General features: G+C 37.9%; 18 protein-coding genes. 10 read left to right on the top strand and 8 right to left on the bottom strand.

The window, feature by feature from the left end; genetic code table 11:
• The first annotated feature begins 229 nt into the window (after nucleotides 1-229).
• Together BVU_RS00090 and BVU_RS00085 are read left to right on the top strand one after the other, a co-directional pair.
• Complete coding sequence (locus BVU_RS00090; RefSeq protein WP_005841165.1) at nucleotides 230-1,798, top strand: sensor histidine kinase; 1,569 nt, start codon at nucleotides 230-232, stop codon at nucleotides 1,796-1,798.
• A 1-nt stretch (nucleotide 1,799) separates the two neighbouring features.
• Nucleotides 1,800-2,498, top strand: coding sequence for a response regulator transcription factor (locus BVU_RS00085; protein ID WP_005841169.1), 699 nt, complete (start codon nucleotides 1,800-1,802; stop codon nucleotides 2,496-2,498).
• 75 nt (nucleotides 2,499-2,573) lie between these two features.
• Here the strand turns inward: BVU_RS00085 and BVU_RS00080 are convergent, their stop codons facing one another.
• Entirely contained in the window at nucleotides 2,574-2,756 is a 183-nt protein-coding gene (locus tag BVU_RS00080; RefSeq protein WP_005851190.1) for a hypothetical protein, read from the bottom strand.
• 108 nt (nucleotides 2,757-2,864) lie between these two features.
• Nucleotides 2,865-3,311, bottom strand: a complete 447-nt coding sequence (locus BVU_RS00075) for a MarR family winged helix-turn-helix transcriptional regulator (RefSeq protein ID WP_005841174.1) — start codon at nucleotides 3,309-3,311, stop codon at nucleotides 2,865-2,867.
• Between the two features lie 209 nt (nucleotides 3,312-3,520).
• On the opposite strand from BVU_RS00075, the gene rpsF reads away from it, so the two are divergent.
• Genes rpsF through rplI form a run of 3 tightly spaced genes read left to right on the top strand, consistent with a single transcriptional unit; the run spans nucleotide 3,521 to nucleotide 4,596 of the window.
• Nucleotides 3,521-3,865 carry a 30S ribosomal protein S6 gene (rpsF, locus tag BVU_RS00070; protein WP_005841177.1) on the top strand — a complete coding sequence of 115 codons (345 nt, stop codon included), beginning with the start codon at nucleotides 3,521-3,523 and terminating at the stop codon, nucleotides 3,863-3,865.
• Between the two features lie 2 nt (nucleotides 3,866-3,867).
• Nucleotides 3,868-4,137 (top strand): 30S ribosomal protein S18, encoded by a 270-nt coding sequence (rpsR, locus tag BVU_RS00065; RefSeq protein WP_005841178.1) that lies wholly within the window; start codon nucleotides 3,868-3,870, stop codon nucleotides 4,135-4,137.
• 15 nt (nucleotides 4,138-4,152) lie between these two features.
• Nucleotides 4,153-4,596: a 50S ribosomal protein L9 gene (gene rplI, locus BVU_RS00060; protein WP_005841179.1), complete on the top strand. Its 444-nt coding sequence runs from the start codon at nucleotides 4,153-4,155 to the stop codon at nucleotides 4,594-4,596.
• Nucleotides 4,597-4,665: 69 nt separating this feature from the next.
• Here the strand turns inward: rplI and BVU_RS00055 are convergent, their stop codons facing one another.
• From BVU_RS00055 to BVU_RS00045, 3 genes are all read right to left on the bottom strand, one after another.
• Nucleotides 4,666-5,358 (bottom strand): hypothetical protein, encoded by a 693-nt coding sequence (locus BVU_RS00055; protein WP_005841180.1) that lies wholly within the window; start codon nucleotides 5,356-5,358, stop codon nucleotides 4,666-4,668.
• 154 nt (nucleotides 5,359-5,512) lie between these two features.
• The gene (locus BVU_RS00050) at nucleotides 5,513-5,713 is read right to left on the bottom strand and encodes a PG1828 family lipoprotein (protein ID WP_005841181.1); all 201 of its coding nucleotides are present in this window, start codon (nucleotides 5,711-5,713) and stop codon (nucleotides 5,513-5,515) included.
• A gap of 160 nt (nucleotides 5,714-5,873) precedes the next feature.
• Nucleotides 5,874-7,547 carry a long-chain fatty acid--CoA ligase gene (locus BVU_RS00045; protein ID WP_005851194.1) on the bottom strand — a complete coding sequence of 558 codons (1,674 nt, stop codon included), beginning with the start codon at nucleotides 7,545-7,547 and terminating at the stop codon, nucleotides 5,874-5,876.
• 105 nt (nucleotides 7,548-7,652) lie between these two features.
• Here BVU_RS00045 and mtaB point away from each other — a divergent pair, with 105 nt between their 5' ends.
• The 3 genes from mtaB (at nucleotide 7,653) to BVU_RS00030 (ending at nucleotide 10,999) form a co-directional block, all read left to right on the top strand.
• Nucleotides 7,653-8,969: a tRNA (N(6)-L-threonylcarbamoyladenosine(37)-C(2))-methylthiotransferase MtaB gene (mtaB, locus tag BVU_RS00040; RefSeq protein WP_005845018.1), complete on the top strand. Its 1,317-nt coding sequence runs from the start codon at nucleotides 7,653-7,655 to the stop codon at nucleotides 8,967-8,969.
• A 35-nt stretch (nucleotides 8,970-9,004) separates the two neighbouring features.
• Nucleotides 9,005-10,030 (top strand): glycosyltransferase family 2 protein, encoded by a 1,026-nt coding sequence (locus BVU_RS00035; protein ID WP_005851196.1) that lies wholly within the window; start codon nucleotides 9,005-9,007, stop codon nucleotides 10,028-10,030.
• A gap of 87 nt (nucleotides 10,031-10,117) precedes the next feature.
• A complete protein-coding gene (locus BVU_RS00030; protein WP_005851198.1) occupies nucleotides 10,118-10,999 on the top strand; it encodes an SPL family radical SAM protein in 882 nt (293 codons plus the stop codon).
• A gap of 146 nt (nucleotides 11,000-11,145) precedes the next feature.
• Here the strand turns inward: BVU_RS00030 and folB are convergent, their stop codons facing one another.
• Nucleotides 11,146-11,514, bottom strand: a complete 369-nt coding sequence (folB, locus tag BVU_RS00025; protein WP_005851200.1) for a dihydroneopterin aldolase — start codon at nucleotides 11,512-11,514, stop codon at nucleotides 11,146-11,148.
• 161 nt (nucleotides 11,515-11,675) lie between these two features.
• Between folB and BVU_RS00020 the strand changes: the two genes are divergently transcribed.
• Nucleotides 11,676-14,648, top strand: coding sequence for an AsmA-like C-terminal region-containing protein (locus BVU_RS00020; RefSeq protein ID WP_011964589.1), 2,973 nt, complete (start codon nucleotides 11,676-11,678; stop codon nucleotides 14,646-14,648).
• A gap of 92 nt (nucleotides 14,649-14,740) precedes the next feature.
• Here BVU_RS00020 and BVU_RS00015 read toward each other — a convergent pair whose 3' ends face one another.
• Nucleotides 14,741-17,287 carry an adenosylcobalamin-dependent ribonucleoside-diphosphate reductase gene (locus BVU_RS00015; RefSeq protein ID WP_011964588.1) on the bottom strand — a complete coding sequence of 849 codons (2,547 nt, stop codon included), beginning with the start codon at nucleotides 17,285-17,287 and terminating at the stop codon, nucleotides 14,741-14,743.
• Nucleotides 17,288-17,630: 343 nt separating this feature from the next.
• Between BVU_RS00015 and BVU_RS00010 the strand changes: the two genes are divergently transcribed.
• Nucleotides 17,631-18,371 carry an NADPH-dependent oxidoreductase gene (locus BVU_RS00010; RefSeq protein WP_011964587.1) on the top strand — a complete coding sequence of 247 codons (741 nt, stop codon included), beginning with the start codon at nucleotides 17,631-17,633 and terminating at the stop codon, nucleotides 18,369-18,371.
• 84 nt (nucleotides 18,372-18,455) lie between these two features.
• On the opposite strand, the gene dnaA is transcribed toward BVU_RS00010, so the two are convergent.
• Complete coding sequence (gene dnaA / locus BVU_RS00005) at nucleotides 18,456-19,862, bottom strand: chromosomal replication initiator protein DnaA (RefSeq protein ID WP_005839492.1); 1,407 nt, start codon at nucleotides 19,860-19,862, stop codon at nucleotides 18,456-18,458.
• Nucleotides 19,863-19,871 lie beyond the last annotated feature (9 nt).

The following is a 19,871-nucleotide window of genomic DNA, read 5'->3' as shown; positions in this document are numbered from 1 at the left end:
ATTTCGTTAAAAATGCGTCTCTTTTTATTTAAGGTAACTTAAACTTTTAGGTTTGTTATTTGGCTTTGAACTTAATTTTTTATTATTTTTGCAAACCAATTGGCGTAAATTTTGTTATAATAGTCAGAATCTTAGCTTAAATGACTTTTTCGGTTAATTATAGAGAATGGCCGTTTAAATTTGGTTAATCTATTGTGTGATGAGATTTAACGCTTTTAATTTTGCTGGCATGAAAAAGTCTACTATTTGGGTATTAGGTATTGTAATGGGGCTATCATTTCTTAGCTTGTTGTATTTGCAGGTAAGCTATATTGAAGAAATGGTGAAAATGCGCAAAGGGCAATTTGATGAGTCTGTTCAGCGCAGCTTGGTCCAGGCGTGTCGGAATATTGAGTTGGTGGAAACTAAAAAGTATCTTGAGGATGATGCGATTGCTACGGAAAAAGCAGCACAGCTGTCCAGGGAGCAGTCCGAAGAGAAGAAGGGGGAAGGAAGTGGTGATGTGGTGGCGCATACGCATGAGTATTCCATTACTTCCGACGGATTGAACGGTTACTCTACTTTTGAATTGAAGATGAGGTTCAGTGCGAATCGTCCTTCTAATATTCCTAAAGCAATTATTTCGACTGGTAAGAACATTCCTCAGACTTCAAGAGCCTTGCAGGAAATAATCAAAGACAGATATGTGTACCAACGTGCATTGTTGGACGAAGTGGTCTATAACATTTTGTATACAGCTAGTGACAAACCTTTGAACAAAAGAATCAACTTTAAACAGTTGGACTTGTTTTTAAAGACGGAATTGCTGAATAATGGCATTGACATTCCTTATCATTTTACGGTGACAGACCGTGACGGGACGGAAGTTTACCATTGCCCTGATTATACCAAAGAGGGTAGTGAGAATACATATCCGCAGGTTTTATTTAAAAATGATCCTCCGGCTCGTATGGCGACAGTAAATATTCATTTCCCTACATTGAACAGTTACATATTCAGTTCTGTTAAATTTATGATCCCGTCACTGATCTTCACATTCGTATTGCTTGTGACGTTCATCTTTACTATCTATATCATCTTCCGTCAGAAGAAGTTGACCGAGATAAAGAATGATTTCATAAACAATATGACACATGAATTCAAGACGCCTATCTCTACCATATCGTTGGCGGCCCAGATGTTGAAAGATCCGGCAGTGGGAAAATCTCCTGCTATGTTCCAGCATATATCCGGAGTGATAAATGATGAGACCAAACGTTTGCGTTTCCAAGTGGAAAAGGTGTTGCAGATGTCTATGTTCGAAAAGCAAAAAGCGACGCTGAAGATGAAAGAGGTGAATGCAAATGATTTGATAGCCGGTGTTGTCAATACTTTCACGTTGAAGGTAGAGAAATACAATGGTAAAATCACTTCGAATCTGGATGCGGTAAATCCGGATATATTTGTAGACGAGATGCATTTTACAAATGTTATTTTTAATTTGCTGGACAATGCAGTGAAATATAAAAAACAGGAAGGCGAATTGTTGTTGAATGTACGTACTTGGAATGAATCGGGCAAGCTTTATATCTCTATCCAGGACAATGGAATAGGTATTAAGAAAGAAAACCTGAAGAAGATATTCGATAAATTCTATCGTGTGCATACCGGTAACCTACACGATGTGAAAGGCTTTGGTTTGGGACTGGCTTATGTGAAAAAAATAATTCAAGATCACAAAGGGGCTATACGTGCCGAGAGTGAATTGAATGTAGGAACTAAATTTATAATTGTATTACCTTTATTAAAAAATGAATAATATGGACGAGAAATTGCGTATCTTGTTATGCGAAGATGATGAGAATCTTGGCATGCTATTGAGAGAATATTTGCAGGCAAAAGGCTACTCGGCCGAACTTTGCCCGGATGGTGAGGCTGGCTACAAGGCTTTCCTTAAGAACAAATACGACTTATGTGTATTGGATGTGATGATGCCGAAGAAAGACGGTTTTACTTTAGCACAGGAAATCCGTCAGGCTAATGCTGAAATTCCTATTATCTTCCTGACTGCTAAAACTTTGAAAGAGGATATATTGGAAGGCTTCAAGATTGGTGCGGATGACTATATCACTAAACCGTTCAGTATGGAAGAGTTGACTTTCCGTATCGAGGCTATTTTGCGTCGTGTACGTGGTAAGAGAAACAAGGAAAGCAATATCTACAAGATTGGTCGTTTTACTTTCGATACTCAGAAACAAATTTTGGCTATCGATGGAAAACAGACTAAACTGACTACGAAAGAATCCGAATTATTGGGCTTGCTTTGTGCTCATGCTAATGAGATTCTGCAGCGTGATTTCGCATTGAAAACCATTTGGATTGATGATAATTATTTCAATGCACGAAGCATGGACGTGTATATCACTAAGTTGCGTAAACATTTGAAAGAAGATGATTCTATCGAGATTATCAACATTCACGGGAAGGGGTATAAACTGATTACTCCTGAAGTAGAATAAGGCTGAGTGAAATAGATGAAATAAAAAAGTCCGGAACATTTGTTTCGGACTTTTTTATTTTTGTTCTCTTATACTTTAATCAACAATGCGTTTGTTTAATACAATATAAACGATTAAACCTATAACGATAAGGGCGGCACTTCCACCTAAAACACCGTTGTCGTTAATTGCTGCACTTCCGGTGAAGAAAACACCGACTAAAATAGCGGCGCCGATGATCATCAGTATCAGACCTAAATTCTTAAGTAAGCTTTTCATGTGTGTATTTTATTAATAGATTATATTTATTCTTGTGTACAAATTAAAGCATAATTCTCTTATCATGGAAATTATTTTAGGAAAAAAAGATGAAAACCTTGAAAAACTTTAGTCTTTGATGTTGGTGAATACCTTTCTTAATACATCTTGGCTGACTTTCAGTTCTTCCAATGTTAATCCTTGCAGTGCTTCTTTCAATGTCTTGTTTGCGATGAAACGTGCTTTGCCTTCCAATTCTCTGCCGGTTTTGGTCAAATGAATTAAATTGGTGCGTCGATCTCTTTTGTCGGCGATGCGTACCACCAAATGCTGGCGTTCCATATTGTCTATCAAGCGGGTCATGCTGGGTTTGTCTTTAAAAGTGGCATTACATAGTTCTTGCTGTGTGACACCATCTTTTTCCCATAGAAAAAGAAGGACTGTCCACTGTTCGGGGGTAATTTCTACACCATTCTGGCGAAAATTCCGGCTTAGTTTCCGGTTGATGGCGGCAGATACTTTGCCATTTAATATGGCAAATATTAATTGGATATCAAAACTAAATTGTTCTATCATGGAATTATTGTTTAAACAACTTTGCAAATATACAATTCTTGGCGGATATAACTTGTTTTTCACAGATAAAAAATATGAAAAGGAAGATTAATTGTAAAATGAAACTATATTTTTTGAAGAAAATTGCGATAACTCTTTGTAGATTAAGATAAAATATCTACTTTTGCACTCGCATTTGAAATTTAATTTAATAATTTAATAAACGTAGTATGAATCAATACGAAACCGTTTTCATTTTAACTCCCGTTTTATCTGATGTTCAGATGAAGGAAGCGGTAGAGAAATTCAAAGGTATTCTGACTGCAGAAGGTGCAGAGATTATCAATGAGGAAAACTGGGGCTTGAAAAAGCTGGCTTACCCCATCCAAAAGAAATCAACTGGTTTCTATCAGTTGATAGAGTTCAAAGCAGAACCGCAGGTTATTGAAAAGTTGGAAATTAACTTCCGTCGTGACGAACGTGTTATCCGTTTCTTGACTTTTAAAATGGATAAATACGCTGCTGAATATGCTGCTAAGAGAAGAAATGTTAAATCAACTAAAAAGGAGGATTAATCATGGCACAGCAACAATCAGAAATCAGATATTTAACTCCGCCCTCAGTAGACGTAAAGAAGAAAAAATACTGCCGTTTCAAAAAAAGTGGTATTAAGTACATTGATTACAAAGATCCTGAATTCTTGAAGAAATTCTTGAACGAACAGGGTAAAATCCTTCCTCGCCGTATTACAGGTACTTCTCTGAAGTTCCAACGTCGTATTGCGCAGGCTGTTAAAAGAGCACGTCACTTGGCGTTACTTCCATTTGTAACTGACATGATGAAATAATAAGGAGGAATAAGTATGGAAATAATTTTGAAAGAAGACGTAGTGAACTTAGGCTACAAAAATGATATTGTAACTGTGAAGTCTGGTTACGGTCGTAACTATCTTATTCCGACTGGTAAGGCAGTGATTGCTTCACCTTCAGCTAAGAAAATGTTGGCAGAAGAGCTGAAACAACGCGCTCACAAATTGGAAAAGATTAAGAAAGATGCTGAAGCTATGGCAGAACAGTTGAAGGATGTAACCTTGACTATTGCTACTAAAGTGAGTGCCACAGGTACTATTTTCGGTTCTGTTAGCAACATTCAAATTGCTGAGGAATTGGAAAAATTGGGTCACAAGGTTGACAGAAAGATTATCGTTGTGAAAGATGCAGTGAAAGAAGTTGGTTCTTACAAAGCTATCGTTAAACTTCACAAGGAAGTTTCTGTAGAGATCCCGTTCGAAGTAGTTGCTGAATAAAATCTGTAAATACTTTAAAGTATAATGATGCTGAAAAAGCCCGGTTCGTGAGAGCCGGGCTTTTTCTTTTTAATATGTTTGATTTATTAATTCAATCGTTTCTTTTATAACTTTTTGAGGAGTGGTAAAAGGATTTTCATTAAAAGTATTTGGCATAGTGAGGATCAGTTGTTTGATATCATATTCTTGTAGTCTGGCTGCCCATACTTCATAAATACTGTTATAATTTTTATGAATATTATTGCTGGTTTGGTGAGATAAATAGCGAGTTATATGGTCCTGTTTGTATTTATAATAGTCTTTGTTGTCTTCATTTATTTTTCTGCATCCTTTATAGGCTTGTAAAAGTTTTAAAATGAACTCTTTGTCAGGTATCTGCTGCATCAGCGCTGAGCTTTTCAGTACTTCTAGCGCATCTTCCGAATACTCACAATTTTCATACGCAAAAGGAGCATTGGCATTGTTTTCTAAAATAGAAGCTTTAATGGTTTGAAGTGAATCCTGTTTTTGTATTAACAATCGGAAGAAATTAATTTCATTTAAATATGCGGCTTCGGCCTGATTGATACTTTTTAAATTCTCTTCTAATTCCATTTTTATCATTTGCATACTTTTATTTATCTGCTTCTCTTGTGAGGCACTGTTTATAAAATCAGTTCCGGCAAGAGTGATAAATACTCCGGCAGTGACAATTGATAATTCGCGGAAATAATTTCCCAACTTCCAGTTTTGAAGTTTCTCTTTTAGATTTGTCTTTTTCATATCCTGCTTTTGTTTGTGGTTCGAGAAACAAAAGTAGATAATTTGTATTGTAAAGCAATGGAATGCTGGCAGAAAGGGAGAGGTAAAAACATAAAAAAAGTCTGTTGTGCTTTCGCACGGCAGACTTTCAATTCTCTCTAGAGTTCGTACTGAATTATTCAGCCTTAGTAGAGTCACAGCAAGCAGCTGTAGAGTCACAAGCAGCTGAATCTGCTACAACTTCTTCTACAACAGCAGCTTCTTCTACTACTGCAACTGAATCAGTTGCTTCTGCGTTGTTGTTAGCAGCTTTGTTTCCGCAAGATGCGAAAGAAACAGCTGCGAAGGCTACGAACAAAAATACTAATTTTTTCATTTTCTTTGCTTTTTAAATCTGTAATACTAATGTTGCTTTCTTAAAACGATGCAAAGGTATACACTTTTTTAATACGTTGTACCAAAAAGAACAACTTTTTTTCTAATTTTTTATGTTATACAACCTATTTTGCTGATTAGTAGCATGTTTTACAACATATTTATTCTTCGGTAATACTGTTATATAAGAATCGCTTGATGCTTTTTTTGGGAGTTTTTTCGAACTCTGTGGGATAAAGTTGTATTTTACTCACTTGTTCATAGTTTCCTACCAGTTTATTCAGATTCTTCAAGTTTTCATCCATTACTGTTTTTAGGTTTTCGGGGGTATTGAGTCCCAGACTGTCCAGACTTTCATAATCAGGATATACTAAAGCTACCAGTTTCTTGTTGCGCTCTATGATTAAACTTTCTAGAACGAATGGCATATTATTTAGCTTGGATTCTATCTCTTCAGGAAAAATATTCTGTCCATTAGAACTCAAGATCATGGTTTTACTACGGCCTCTTATATAAATGAATCCGTTAGCATCTATTGTACCTAAATCGCCTGTTTTCAACCAACCATCTTCAGTAAATACCTCACGGGTAGCTTCTTCATTCTTATAATAACCTTTCATTACGTTTTCACCACATACCTGTATTTCTCCGGTTATGTTATAAGGATCATCCGAGTCGATACGGACTTTCATGATATCCAGTATCTTTCCGGCAGAACCAGGTATAAATTCATTCCATGGAGCATAACTGATCAGTGGGGCGCATTCGGTCATGCCGTAACCGATGGTGAACGGAAATTTTATTTTGTGGAAAAAATCGGTGACTTCCGGATTCATGGCAGCTCCACCGATAATGACTTCTTTAAAACGTCCGCCTAATGCGTCAATCAGTTTTTTGCGAATCTGTGCATAAATCTGGTTGTCTAGTAAAGGTATGTTAAGCGCCCATTTCATGCTGCGTTTGTTGATGAGCGGCTGAATTACATTCTTATAAATTTTTTCTATAACTAATGGTACTGTAATAATAAGGTTGGGTTTTACTTCCTCAAAAGCTTTCATCAATATTTTGGGAGAAGGTGTCTTGCCTAATAAGGTGACATGTGTGCCGACAGCCGTAGCGGTTAGAAAATCAAAAGCACATCCGTATGCATGGGCCAAGGGAAGGAAGGAAAGTACCTTTTCTCCTTTCTTTAAAAGTTCTGTACGGATACCGAAGGTAACGTTTCCTGCCAGATTATTGCCCGTAATCATTACTCCCTTACTGAATCCAGTAGTTCCTGAGGTATAATTCAGTAACATGACCTTCTCATTGGAGAGTTCTGTATAATTGATATTTTCCTTATAGAAGCCTTTGGGGAAATTCTTTTTCATTGCTGCATCCATATTTTTCATGAATTTTTGGACAGTTTCACCGTCACGTTGATGCAGGCATCTGAAATCTGTTAGAGAAAATACAGCGCGTAATCCACTTAATGCTTCTTCTTCCAAATTTTCCCAAATATTATCGCTGGTAAACAGGAATGTGGATTCGGAATGATTTACAATATGATGGACATCATTCGGCTTGAAGTCTTGTAGAATAGGAACTACAATAGCTCCGTATGTAACAGTTGCCAAATAAGCGATACACCAACGGGAAGTATTCTTACCTATAATAGATATTTTATCACCACGGCGCAGGCTGCAATATTGGAATAACAAGTGTATCTTAGCTATTTCTTCCGCTACTTGTCCGTATGTAAACGTGGTATCTTCACCATAATCTGTGTAACAGGGAAGATCCCAGTTTTCTTTGAAGCTATTCTCATATAGCTTGATAAAGTTTTCTTTTATCATTGCACAATTTTTGATGTAATGTGCAAAAATAAGCATAATTATTGGTATTCTAAAGAATTTAAGCAGAATAATATGTACCTTTGCTCGCTAATTAGATAAAAAGGTATGATTGATACGACAATTTTCCAGGATAAAACGGCTGTTTATTATACATTAGGCTGCAAATTAAACTTTTCAGAAACTTCAACCATCGGTAAAACACTGAAAGAAGCAGGTATACGTACAGCACGTAAGGGTGAGAAAGCTGATATTTGTGTTATTAATACTTGCTCTGTAACCGAGGTTGCGGATAAGAAATGCCGTCAGGCCATCCATCGTTTGGTTAAACAGCATCCGGGTGCCTATGTAGTAGTGACGGGATGTTATGCCCAGTTAAAACCTGACCAGGTGGCTAATATAGAAGGGGTGGATGTTGTTTTAGGAGCTGAACAAAAGGGAGAGTTGATGAATTATCTCGGAAATTTGGAAAAGCATCCTCAAGGTGAGGCAATTACGACAGCTGCAAAAGACATACGTAGTTTTTCACCTTCGTGTTCTAGGGGTGACCGCACTCGTTATTTTCTGAAAGTGCAGGATGGTTGCGATTATTTCTGTTCTTATTGTACAATTCCGTTTGCTCGTGGGCGTAGCCGGAACGGACGTATTGAAGAGATTGTGGAACAGGCGCGGCAGGCTGCAGCTGAAGGAGGGAAGGAAATTGTAATTACCGGGGTGAATATTGGAGACTTCGGGAAGACAACCGGTGAAAGTTTCTTTGATCTGGTAAAGGCTTTAGATCAGGTGGCAGGGATTGAACGTTATCGTATCTCGTCTATTGAACCCAACTTGCTGACGGATGAGATAATAGAATATGTGTCACGTTCACGTGCATTCATGCCGCATTTTCATATTCCTTTGCAGTCGGGCAGCGATGATGTGTTGAAATTGATGAGACGTCGATATGATACTGCATTGTTTGCTTCCAAGATACGCAAAATTAAGGAAATCATGCCGGATGCGTTTATTGGCGTGGATGTAATTGTGGGAACACGTGGTGAAACAGAGGAATATTTTGAAGATGCTTATCGTTTTATTGAAGGGCTTGATGTGACGCAGTTACATGTTTTCAGTTATTCGGAACGTCCCGGTACGCAGGCCTTGAAAATAGAGTATGTGGTGAGTCCTGAGGAGAAGCATCGCCGTAGCCAGAGATTGTTGGCTTTATCTGATGCGAAGACAAAGGCGTTCTATACCTCTCATATAGGAAGGGAAGCTTGGGTATTAATGGAAAAATCTAAGGCTGGAACTCCTATGCATGGATTTACTGATAATTACATCCGGGTGGAGATGGATCACGATGATCAATTGGATAATCAGTTGATTCGTGTAAGAATGGGAGGCTTTAATGAAGAGGGTACAGCGTTGAAGGGTGTTTTAGTCTGAATTATTCCATACATTTGGTATTAGTCTGAAAAGAAATGAAAAGGGTGTCTGTTGTTATATTGAATTGGAATGGGGTGGATATGCTCCGTAAGTTTATACCTTCTGTTATGGATAATTCAGTAGGAGAGGGGATTGAAATATGTGTGGCTGATAATGCGTCCTCTGATGGGTCGCTTGAAATGCTTCGTTCTGAATTTCCTGTAGTCCGTTTGATTGAGCTGGATCAGAATTATGGTTTTGCCGAAGGATATAACCGGGCTTTGGAGCAAGTTGATGCAGAATATGTAGTTTTACTGAATAGTGATGTGGAGGTTACTCCGCATTGGTTGGAACCTTTGCTGGATTATATGGACACCCATTCCGGAACAGTTGCCTGCCAACCTAAATTATTAAGTTGGCATAATAAGGAATATTTTGAATATGCCGGAGCGTCGGGGGGATTTATCGACCGGTATGGATATCCTTTTTGCAGAGGACGTATTTTTGATGTTGTTGAGAAGGATTGCGGACAATATGATACGATAACGGAGGTGATGTGGGTTACAGGAGCTGCTCTTTTTATCCGGTTGGCTGATTATCGTGAAGTTGGAGGTTTGGATGGTCATTTTTTTGCCCACATGGAAGAAATTGACCTGTGCTGGCGTTTGCGCAGTAGGGGAAAAAAGCTTGTCTGTATTCCGCAAAGTGTGGTATATCATGTAGGAGGGGCTACGTTGAAAAAAGAGAATCCGAGAAAGACTTTTTTGAATTTCAGAAATAATCTGTTGATGCTTTATAAGAATTTGCCGGATAAGGAATTGGAACATGTACTTTTTATACGTGGTATACTGGATAGAGTGGCTGCCCTTGTTTTTTATCTGAAAAAGGATAGAGCGAATGCGCGTGCTGTAATGCAGGCGCGGAGAGAATTTGAGGATATAAGATATTCTTTTGCCGCTTCTCGTATAGAAAATATGATGAAGTCTACAGATGAGATAATTCCGGAACGGACTCATTTTAGCATTGTTATGAAATATTATTTGTTGGGCAAAAAACATTTTTCCCAGTTGAAACTTTTTTAAATTGCTTCTCTTTATATTTCTTTTTATAGCATTATTCCTGTATCTTTGTTTGATGAAATTTGATCAAAAAAGAAAAGGAGCTGTAAAATGAATGTTCATGAGGTAAAATCTATTGAAACAAAGTCTATTCTGTCACGTTTGAAAAGTAAAGATAATTATTGGGGAATTGCTTATAACATGAACTTGTATAGAGGGTGCCAACATGGTTGCATTTATTGTGATACACGTAGTTCTTGCTATGGTGTTGGTGATATTTCTCATATCTCTGTAAAGAAGAATGCTTTGGAATTACTGGATCATGAACTGGGAACGAAACGTGGAAAAGCAACCATTGGCACAGGTTCAATGAATGATCCTTATATGCCGTTGGAAAAACAGATGAAGCTGACTGGAGGTGCGTTGGAAATTATTGCCAAACATCGTTTTCCTGTTCATGTGATAACAAAGAGTAGTCTTGTGACTCGTGATGCCGATGTATTGCAGGATATAGGGCGCACTTATGCTGCCGTTAGTTTTACTATCACTACAGCGGATGACGAGATGGCGCGCAAACTGGAGCCTAATGCACCGGCATCTTCCGAGCGTTTTAAGGCGATGAAGATATTGTCCGATCGGGGTATATATACAGGAGTGGCATTGATGCCTGTTTTGCCTTTTATAAACGATTCTATAGAAGATATTGAGGAAATAGTAGAGAAGGCTGCCGAAGCAGGAGCGTCCTATGTGCTTCCTTTGTTCGGGGTAACTTTAAGACGGGGCTCCCGTGATTATTTTTATGATAAGGTAGAGCGGATTTTTCCAAAGATGGCCAAGCGATATCAAACTTATTTTGAAGACCGTTCTGAATGCATTTCTCCTAATGCTCCCTATTTGAATGAGGTTTTTTATCGCAGAATAGAAACATTAGGAATCAGTGCTACCATGAAATTTTATCATTCTGAAGGAAGAAAACAACTTTCTTTATTTTAATAAGTAGGGTCATGAACATGGTCTGTATATTCATTATTATTGGTTTGTGTTGTTATTTGCACGATAGCATATTTACGTTTTTAAGAGGAGGGCATGTAATAGGGTGAACTTAATTAAATGACTGGATGTTTGTCAGATAATTTTTTTCATCGTGTATAATGTACTTCTACTCCAACATTTCTGCAATCACTGCCCATAGGCGGATTTTCTTTTGACAACCGGATGATTATTTCCTGAATAGTTGGAAAATCATTAAACAGTCTTTGCCCTATGCGTTCACAGACATGCTCTAAAAGTTTGGATGGAGTTTTCATCTCTTTTTTGACGACTGCATATATATCAGCATAACTTACGGTGCCTTTCAGTTCGTCAGTTTGTGCTGCATGGGTGAAATCGGTTCTTAGTCTTAAATCAATTATAAAATTAGCTCCTACTATTGTTTCTTGTGGATCGACTCCGTGGTGAGCGAAAAACCTGGCACCTTCCAGATAAATATACATAGATGTTGCTTTCATATTTTTTCAGTTTGAGAAACAAAAGTAGAACTTTCGCTTCATATCTCAAAATTAAAAATCATTGTTCTTGTTTTCTTTTTTATCTGTTTTATTGGTCTATTTTATAGTATTAACACGAAATAAAGTTGATGGCATGGGTGTTTTCATTAATTTTGCATAATATGGAAAGAAGAATTCGTAAATTAATAAGGGTAAGTGCCATTACAGTGGGAGCCTTGCTGCTTACTGGGTTTGTGGTAGTGGCTTTTGTGATTAACTATGTATTTACACCAGATAAATTAACTCCGATAGTGTTGAATGTTGCTAATCGTTCACTGGATGCTGATTTGAAGGTAGAAAGTGTAGAATTGACTTTCTTTTCTACCTTTCCTCAATTTGGGTTAAAAGTTGACGAAGGTTTCTTGGTTTCTAAAGTATTGAATGATAGTCTTCCACAAAAGACCGATTCTTTATTGGCGTTTAAAGAATGTGTGTTGACAGTGAATCCCTTGGATTATTTTTTGAAAAATAAGATCAGTGTCTATAATTTGTCTTTGAAAAATGTTGCTGTTTATGCTTATCGAAATAAAACAGGTAAGGCGAATTGGGAGATAGTGAAAACTTCCTCGGATACATTGGCTGTGGAAAAAGATACAATTTCACAAAATAAATTTGATAGCGAGATAGATATCCGTCAGGTTGAGTTAGAACATGCCAATTTGATTTTTGATGATCGTAATACAGAGGTTTATTCACGTATAGATGATGTTGATTTGCGCCTAAAGCTGGCGTTGACAAAAGGAATTTCTTCATTGGGAGTAGAATTTGAAAATAAAAATATTCTTTTTTGGCAGCAAGGTGAATTATTGATTAATAAGGTAGCGGCTTCCTTGCAGACTGATATTGAGATAGACAGGTCTACGGCATTGTGGACATTGAAAAATACAGGATTGACTATAAATGGTATCCGGCTGGATGTAAACGGTGAATTAAAACGTGATACAGTTACCAAGATGGTGGGTGTGAACTTGAAATATGGACTACATGCACCTTCCATGGAAACAGTCATGAATATGATTCCCGAGGCTTATGTGAAACGTGGACAAATTTCGGCAAAAGGTGAGGTTAAGGTTGATGGAACATTGGAAGGTAATTATGGAAACAAACAGCTTCCGGCGGTATCATTGAATATAAAGATTAATGATGCATCCGCCCGATATGAAGGACTTCCTTATGGTATTGATAATTTTACGGCTGATTTTGAATCGTATATTGATTTGATGCGTCGCAATCCTTCATTTTTGAACTTGAAAATTCTTCATTTTGAGGGAGCACATACCAAGATTCTAGCAGATGCCAAAGTGGAGGATTTATTGGTAGATCCACTTATAACGCTTCATACTGAATCTACAGTTGACTTGGATGCTTTAGCTAAAACTTTCCCTTTGCAGGAAAATGTAACCATCCGTGGTAAATTAGATGCGGGTTTAAATTTAAAATGTCGTCTTTCTTCTTTGAAAAAGCAGGATATTGGACGTATCAGGTTAGGGGGAAGATTGGCTTTAAAGGATTTTGAGTTAAAAGACACTGCTAAAGATTTTAATTTTTTAGGTAATGCCGATTTAAAATTCAGTGATAGTGAAACTTTGCAGGCCGAATTGGATATCAGAGAAATAATATTGAATAGTAGGAAATTTGTTTCAGAGATAGATCGGATGAAAGCGAAGGTTGTTTCAACCAATCCTCAAGATACCACAAAGATTGTCACTTTGCAATGTGAATTGGAAATGAATAAATTGCGTGCGAATATAGGAGATTCGCTTAAAATATATAGTGGCAAGACTACTGGAACTGGCGAACTTGCTCCGAAGGAACAAAATTCGGCGATGCCGATGATTAGCTTTTCCATGCGTACGGATTCTCTTTTCTTTAATGCCAATGAAACGAAGTTGGCGTTAGGCGTGGCAGGTATTAAGGCGAAATTGGAAAAGAAAAATGATTCGTTATGGATACCTCGGGGAATTGTTGGTTTTGATAGGTTGTTGGTACATACTCCTGAATTTGGTTTACCTTTACGAGTACGTAAGACAGCTGTAACAGTAGATGGTCCGAAAATAACATTAAGAAATGCCTCTTTGAAAATAGGGCATTCAGATATGGTTGCTACCGGTGAGGTAATGGGATTATATCGTGCGATGACTAAAAATGAAACTTTAAAAGCGCGTTTAGCAATCTCTTCTGAGATGATTGATTGTAATCAATTGATAAATTCATTCTCTTTATCTGAAGATTCAGTATCTGTGGCGGTGACAGACACAGTGTCTCCAACAGAAATGAAGTTGTTTGTGTTACCGGGTAATTTGGATTTTGAATTACAGACAGATTTGAAAAAAGTAGTGTTTGGAAAGGTGGAATTTGAAGATGTGTGTGGAAAGGTAGATTTGAAAAATCGTACATTATATTTAAGAAATTTGGAAATGCGTGCATTGGATGCTGATATGAAGGCGGTTATGGTATATCGTGCGGATTCAGTCAGAGGAGGATATACAGGCTTTGACTTTAAAATTAGGGATATAAATATAGCTAAGCTGGTAGATTTTATACCTTCAATGGATACCATTGTACCTATGTTGAGATCTTTTGAAGGAAGGGTTCAGTTTGATGTGGCTGCAGAGGCACGTCTGGATTCAAATATGAATATTCGTATACCTACTTTGCGTTCGGCCATGTATATAAAAGGGGACAGTTTGGTGTTGATGGATGGTGAGACCTTTGCCGAAATTTCAAAGATGTTGATGTTTAAAAATAAAAAGAAGAATGTATTTGATAGTATTTCGGTTAATGTAGTTGTTAATGACGGTAGTGTTCTTGTTTATCCATTTCAAGTGTCTATAGATCGTTATAAAGCTGCTATAGGGGGAGAGCAAGGACTGGATATGAATTTTAAATATCATATATCCATTTTGAAATCGCCTTTGCCTTTTAAGGCTGGAGTGAATATTTCCGGTAATCTGGATAAGATGAAAATACGTGTAGGTAAAGCCAAATATAAAGATGATGTGACTCCTGCTGCCATTCATAAAGTAGATAGTACGCGTATGGATTTAGGAAGGCGTATTGTGGAACGGTTTCATCGTATTGTAGGGGTAAGATAGAAAAGGGATTTATTTTGTTTATATAAAAAAGCTCCTTCACGAAAGTCATGAAGGAGCTTTTCCTTTGTGTTGTTACATTATATAATAAACCATTATCCACATCTCGATGTGCCACAAGTCTTGCAGATCAAGCATCCTTCTTGATATACGAGAGTTTCATTTCCGCAATTGGGACATTTTTGTCCTTCGGCACTAGTACCATCTGTTACATATTTTTTCAGTGCTCGTTCTACACCATTTTTCCATGTGTTAATGTTTTCACTGTCAAGTTGCAGAGAATCTACCAGTTTGATAACACGATCAATAGGCATTCTCCAACGAAGTACACCCGAAATCAATTTAGCATAGTTCCAATATTCTTTGTTGAACTTTTCAGACAAACCTTCAATGGTTGTTTTGTATCCACGTTTGTTTTCAAACTGGAAATCATATCGTTTGTTGCCTTCTTCATCAATGTTTTTGATGATGCGTCCGGTAGTGACCGATTTGGGCAATGAAATACCTTCTTCATCATCTTGCAGACCGGTAAAGATTTCGTATGGATGTCCATCCAACAAGCCTACAAATGCAACCCATTTTTCTTTGTTGTTTTGGAAACGTACTACTTCCGCTTCCAGTACTTTGGGGCGCACTTCTACTACCGTAGGTGGTTTGCAAGGGGGAAGTTCTTCTTTTTTGTCTTTCTTGTCCTTTTGGGTAGAAAGTAAAACTCCGGAGCGGGAGCCATCACGATAAACGGTACATCCTTTGCATCCTGAACGCCATGCCTCTACATACAAGCGGTTTACCAATGCTTCATCTACGTCATTGGGCAAATTGATAGTTACGCTGATTGAATGGTCAACCCATTTTTGGATACGTCCTTGCATTTTTACTTTCATCAGCCAGTCTACATCATTTGATGTGGCTTTATAATAAGGTGACTTTTCTACCAATTTGTCAATTTCTTCTTGTGTATAACGCTTGGTGGGATCGTAACCGTTTACTGTCATCCATTCCACAAATTTATGGTGGAATACAATATATTCCTCAAATGCATCTCCTGTTTCATCTACAAAATCTACGTGTGTCTGAGGATCATTCGGATTGACTTTTCTTCTACGTTTATACACCGGCATAAACACCGGCTCTATGCCGGAAGTAGTTTGGGTCATTAGGCTGGTAGTTCCGGTGGGAGCTATGGTCAGGCAGGCGATATTACGTCGTCCGTATTTTTTCATCTCCTCATATAATTCTGGATCAGCTTCTTTTAAGCGGTTGATGAACGGATTGTTTTTTTCTCGTTCACTGTCATAGATAGCGAATGCTCCACGTTCTTTTGCCATGTTAACAGATGAACGATAGGCTTCCAGAGCGATTGTTTTATGTACTTGTTCAGAAAACTCTGTTGCTTCTTCTGTTCCGTAGCGTAACCCCATAGCGGCAAGCATATCCCCTTCAGCTGTGATACCTACGCCTGTACGTCTTCCCTGTCCGCTCTTTTTATAAATTTTTTCCCATAAATGTTTCTCTGCTTCTTTTACTTCCTCACTTTCGGGATCGGAATCGATTTTAGCTATGATTTTCTCGATTTTTTCCAATTCCAAGTCAATGATGTCATCCATAATGCGCTGGGCCAATGCCACATGCTTTTTGAATAAGTCGAAATCAAAGTAAGCCTCCTTTGTATAAGGGTTTACTACGTATGAGTATAAGTTGATAGCTAATAAGCGACAAGAATCGTAGGGACACAGGGGTATTTCACCACAAGGATTGGTAGAAACAGTACGATATCCTAAATCGGCATAACAGTCTGGTACGGATTCACGGATGATGGTGTCCCAAAATAATACACCGGGTTCAGCAGACTTCCATGCGTTATGGACAATCTTTTTCCATAACGCAGATGCATCAATGTCTTTCGTGAAAACAGGTTGATCGGAATCTACCGGGTATTGTTGTTTGTAAGGAGTGCCATTTACAGCTGCCTGCATAAATGCATCATCTAGTTTCACGGATACATTAGCACCGGTTACTTTGCCTTCGGTCATTTTGGCATCAATAAATGCTTCTGAATCTGGATGCTTGATGGATACGCTTAACATTAAAGCACCACGACGTCCGTCTTGCGCTACTTCACGTGTTGAATTGGAATAACGTTCCATGAAGGGCACCAGTCCGGTGGAAGTCAGTGCTGAATTTTTAACCGGAGAACCTTTTGGTCGTATATGAGATAAATCATGTCCTACGCCACCACGACGTTTCATTAATTGTACTTGTTCTTCATCAATGCGGATTATACCTCCGTATGAGTCGGCTGCTCCATCAATTCCAATGACAAAGCAGTTTGATAAGGAAGCCACTTGAAAGTCGTTCCCGATACCTGTCATAGGGCTACCTTGCGGAACAATGTATTTAAAGTGATCCAATAATTCGTAAAGCTGCTGTGCGTTTAACCCGTTCTTATATTTAGCTTCAATGCGGGCTACTTCATTTGCAATGCGCCAATGCATATCTTCGGGAGACTTTTCGAAAATGTTCCCGAAAGAATCTTTTACTGCATATTTGTTTACCCAAACCCTTGCAGCAAGTTCATCACCTTTGAAGTATTGTAAAGATGCTTCAAAAGCTTCGTCATAGGTGTACGTTTGTCTTTCCACTTTTATTTTTAGATTTACTGTAATATCAATAAGTTGTTTTAGTGTAGAAGTTACAACTCATTATAATAAAAGTTTCGGCAAAGCTATATATGTTTTTTCAATTAACAAAATAAAAAGCAGATAAGTTTTCAACAAATTGAAAGTTATCCAAGAATATTTGTTAATTTATTGATTATCAAAAGATATATATGCTTGCTTATTTGTAGAAGTTTTCTGTTTTGAAAATTTTGATGGAGGGGATGAGTGATTGACTAGTTGAAAAGGCCAGATTCTTAGCATATAATATTTTGCAAAAAATGCATTGTTACTCTTTTCTTTTTTTATCTTTGCAAGAAAAATATATATGGAATCGATAAATAATAGACGGACGATCCGTAAATATAAGCAGGAAGATATTTCTGCTTCTTTGTTAAATGATTTGCTTGAAAAGGCGTTCCGTGCTTCTACAATGGGTAATATGCAATTATATAGTGTGATTGTGACTCGTGACAAGCAGATGAAAGAGAGATTGGCACCTGCCCATTTTAATCAACCGATGGTAACAGGTGCTCCGGTTGTACTGACTTTTTGTGCGGATTTTAACCGTTTTAGTAAATGGTGCAGAGAGCGTAAGGCGGTACCGGGTTATGACAATCCCATTTCTTTTTTGAATGCTGCTACGGATGCATTGCTTGTGGCTCAGAACTTTTGTACATTGGCTGAGGAAAATGGATTAGGTATTTGTTTTTTGGGAACAACGATTTATAATCCTGATCAAATTATTGATATCCTTCAGTTGCCGGAATTGGTTATGCCGGTGGCTACTATTACAGTAGGATATCCGGATGAATGCCCTCCACAAGTCGATCGTCTTCCTATAGAGGGTATTTTGCATGAAGAATTGTATCATGATTATACCAAAGAGGATATTGATCGTATTTATAGATATAAAGAGTCACTTCCGGAAAATCATCAGTTTATTAAAGAAAATCATAAGGAAACACTGGCTCAGGTATTTACTGAGGTCAGATACAAGAAGTCGGATAATGAATGTATGTCTGTAACTTTGAAAGAAACCTTGAAGAAACAGGGTTTTGAGAAGTGAATTGCCGGGAACTATCAATCTTAAAACAGAGGTGCGCAGAGGGAAATAAAGAAAATGCCCTTTGCGCACCTCTGTGGTTTTATTCTATTTCCTTTTGAGAGAAGCTTCAATTTCCTCAATATCCGCTTTAAATGCTTTGTCAACCTCTACTTGGTCTTTTACTATTTTGCAAGCGTGCAATACGGTTGCATGATCTTTATTACCTATTAATTTACCAATTTTGGAAGAAGAGGAGTCTGTATGTTTTTTGGCCAGATACATAGCTACCTGACGTACTTGTACCACTTCTCTTTTTCTTGTTTTAGTATGGATGGCAGATTCTTCTATCTCGTAATGGCTGCATACTTTCTGTATGATATCTTCTACTGTGACAGGCTTGCTCTCGCAACAGCGTACAGCTTTTCGTACAATTCTTTCAGCCAAATCCAAATCGACATCACGCTTGAAAATAATGGATTGTGCCAAAAGTGAATTAATGATGCCCTCTAATTCACGTACACTTTCATTTACGTTTTCAGCAATATAATTAATTACTGTTTCCGGTATATTCAAACCGTCACGACGTATTTTATTACGTAAGATATTCTTTCTCAATTCTACGTCCGGCTTTTCCAATTCGGCCACTAAGCCCCATTTAAAGCGGGTCAGAAGGCGTTCTTCCATACCTTGTAGCATTACCGGCGCACGGTCAGAAGTCAGAATAAGTTGCTTACCGTTCTGGTGCAGATGGTTAAAGATGTGGAAGAATGTGTTCTGGGTTTTGGTTACTCCGGCGAATTCTTGAATATCATCAATAATCAAAACGTCTATGGTTTGATAAAAACTAATGAAATCATTGAAATGATTGGTACGAACAGAGTCAGTGTATTGCACCTGAAACAGATGTGCTGATACGTACAATACTCTTTTTTCAGGATATAATTCCTTGATGCGGGTACCAATAGCATTAGTCAAGTGAGTTTTGCCCACACCGGATGGTCCATACAAAAACAAAGGGTTGAATGTTTTTGCCGGATTTTTAGCTACAGTTTCTCCTACTGTACGTGAGAACTCATTACTATTTCCTTTTATGAAATTCTCAAAATTGTAATTTGGATTCAAATGTGGGTCTAAATCCTGCGGAGCCGGTGCCTGCATTGGATTAGGTGCCTTGTTACCATCTCGTATAACTGTTTGTGTGGGTAGTGCTGAAGAGCGTTTGCTTCCCTCCATGTTAACAGTTATATGGTTGGTCTTATCGGTCAAGATACAATACATAAGCTGCGTTCCTTCCCCAATTTCTTTATATAGGGCAGCGCGCAGCAAGTCCACAAACTTTTCTTCTAGAAATTCATAGAAGAATGGGCTGGGGACGCCAATTGTCAGTGCCTTGTCCTCATATTTAAGCGGTACGATAGGCTCAAACCACGTTTTAAAGGTCGTTTCTGGTACGTTGTCTCTGATAAGGTTCAGGCAACGACCCCATAAAACGACGTGATCGTTTTCAATCATATGAAACAT

It is taken from the genome of Phocaeicola vulgatus ATCC 8482, from assembly GCF_000012825.1.
Lineage (GTDB): Bacteria > Bacteroidota > Bacteroidia > Bacteroidales > Bacteroidaceae > Phocaeicola > Phocaeicola vulgatus.
Note: the sequence above shows the minus strand (reverse complement) of the source record. Positions and strands in the feature narration are given on the sequence as shown.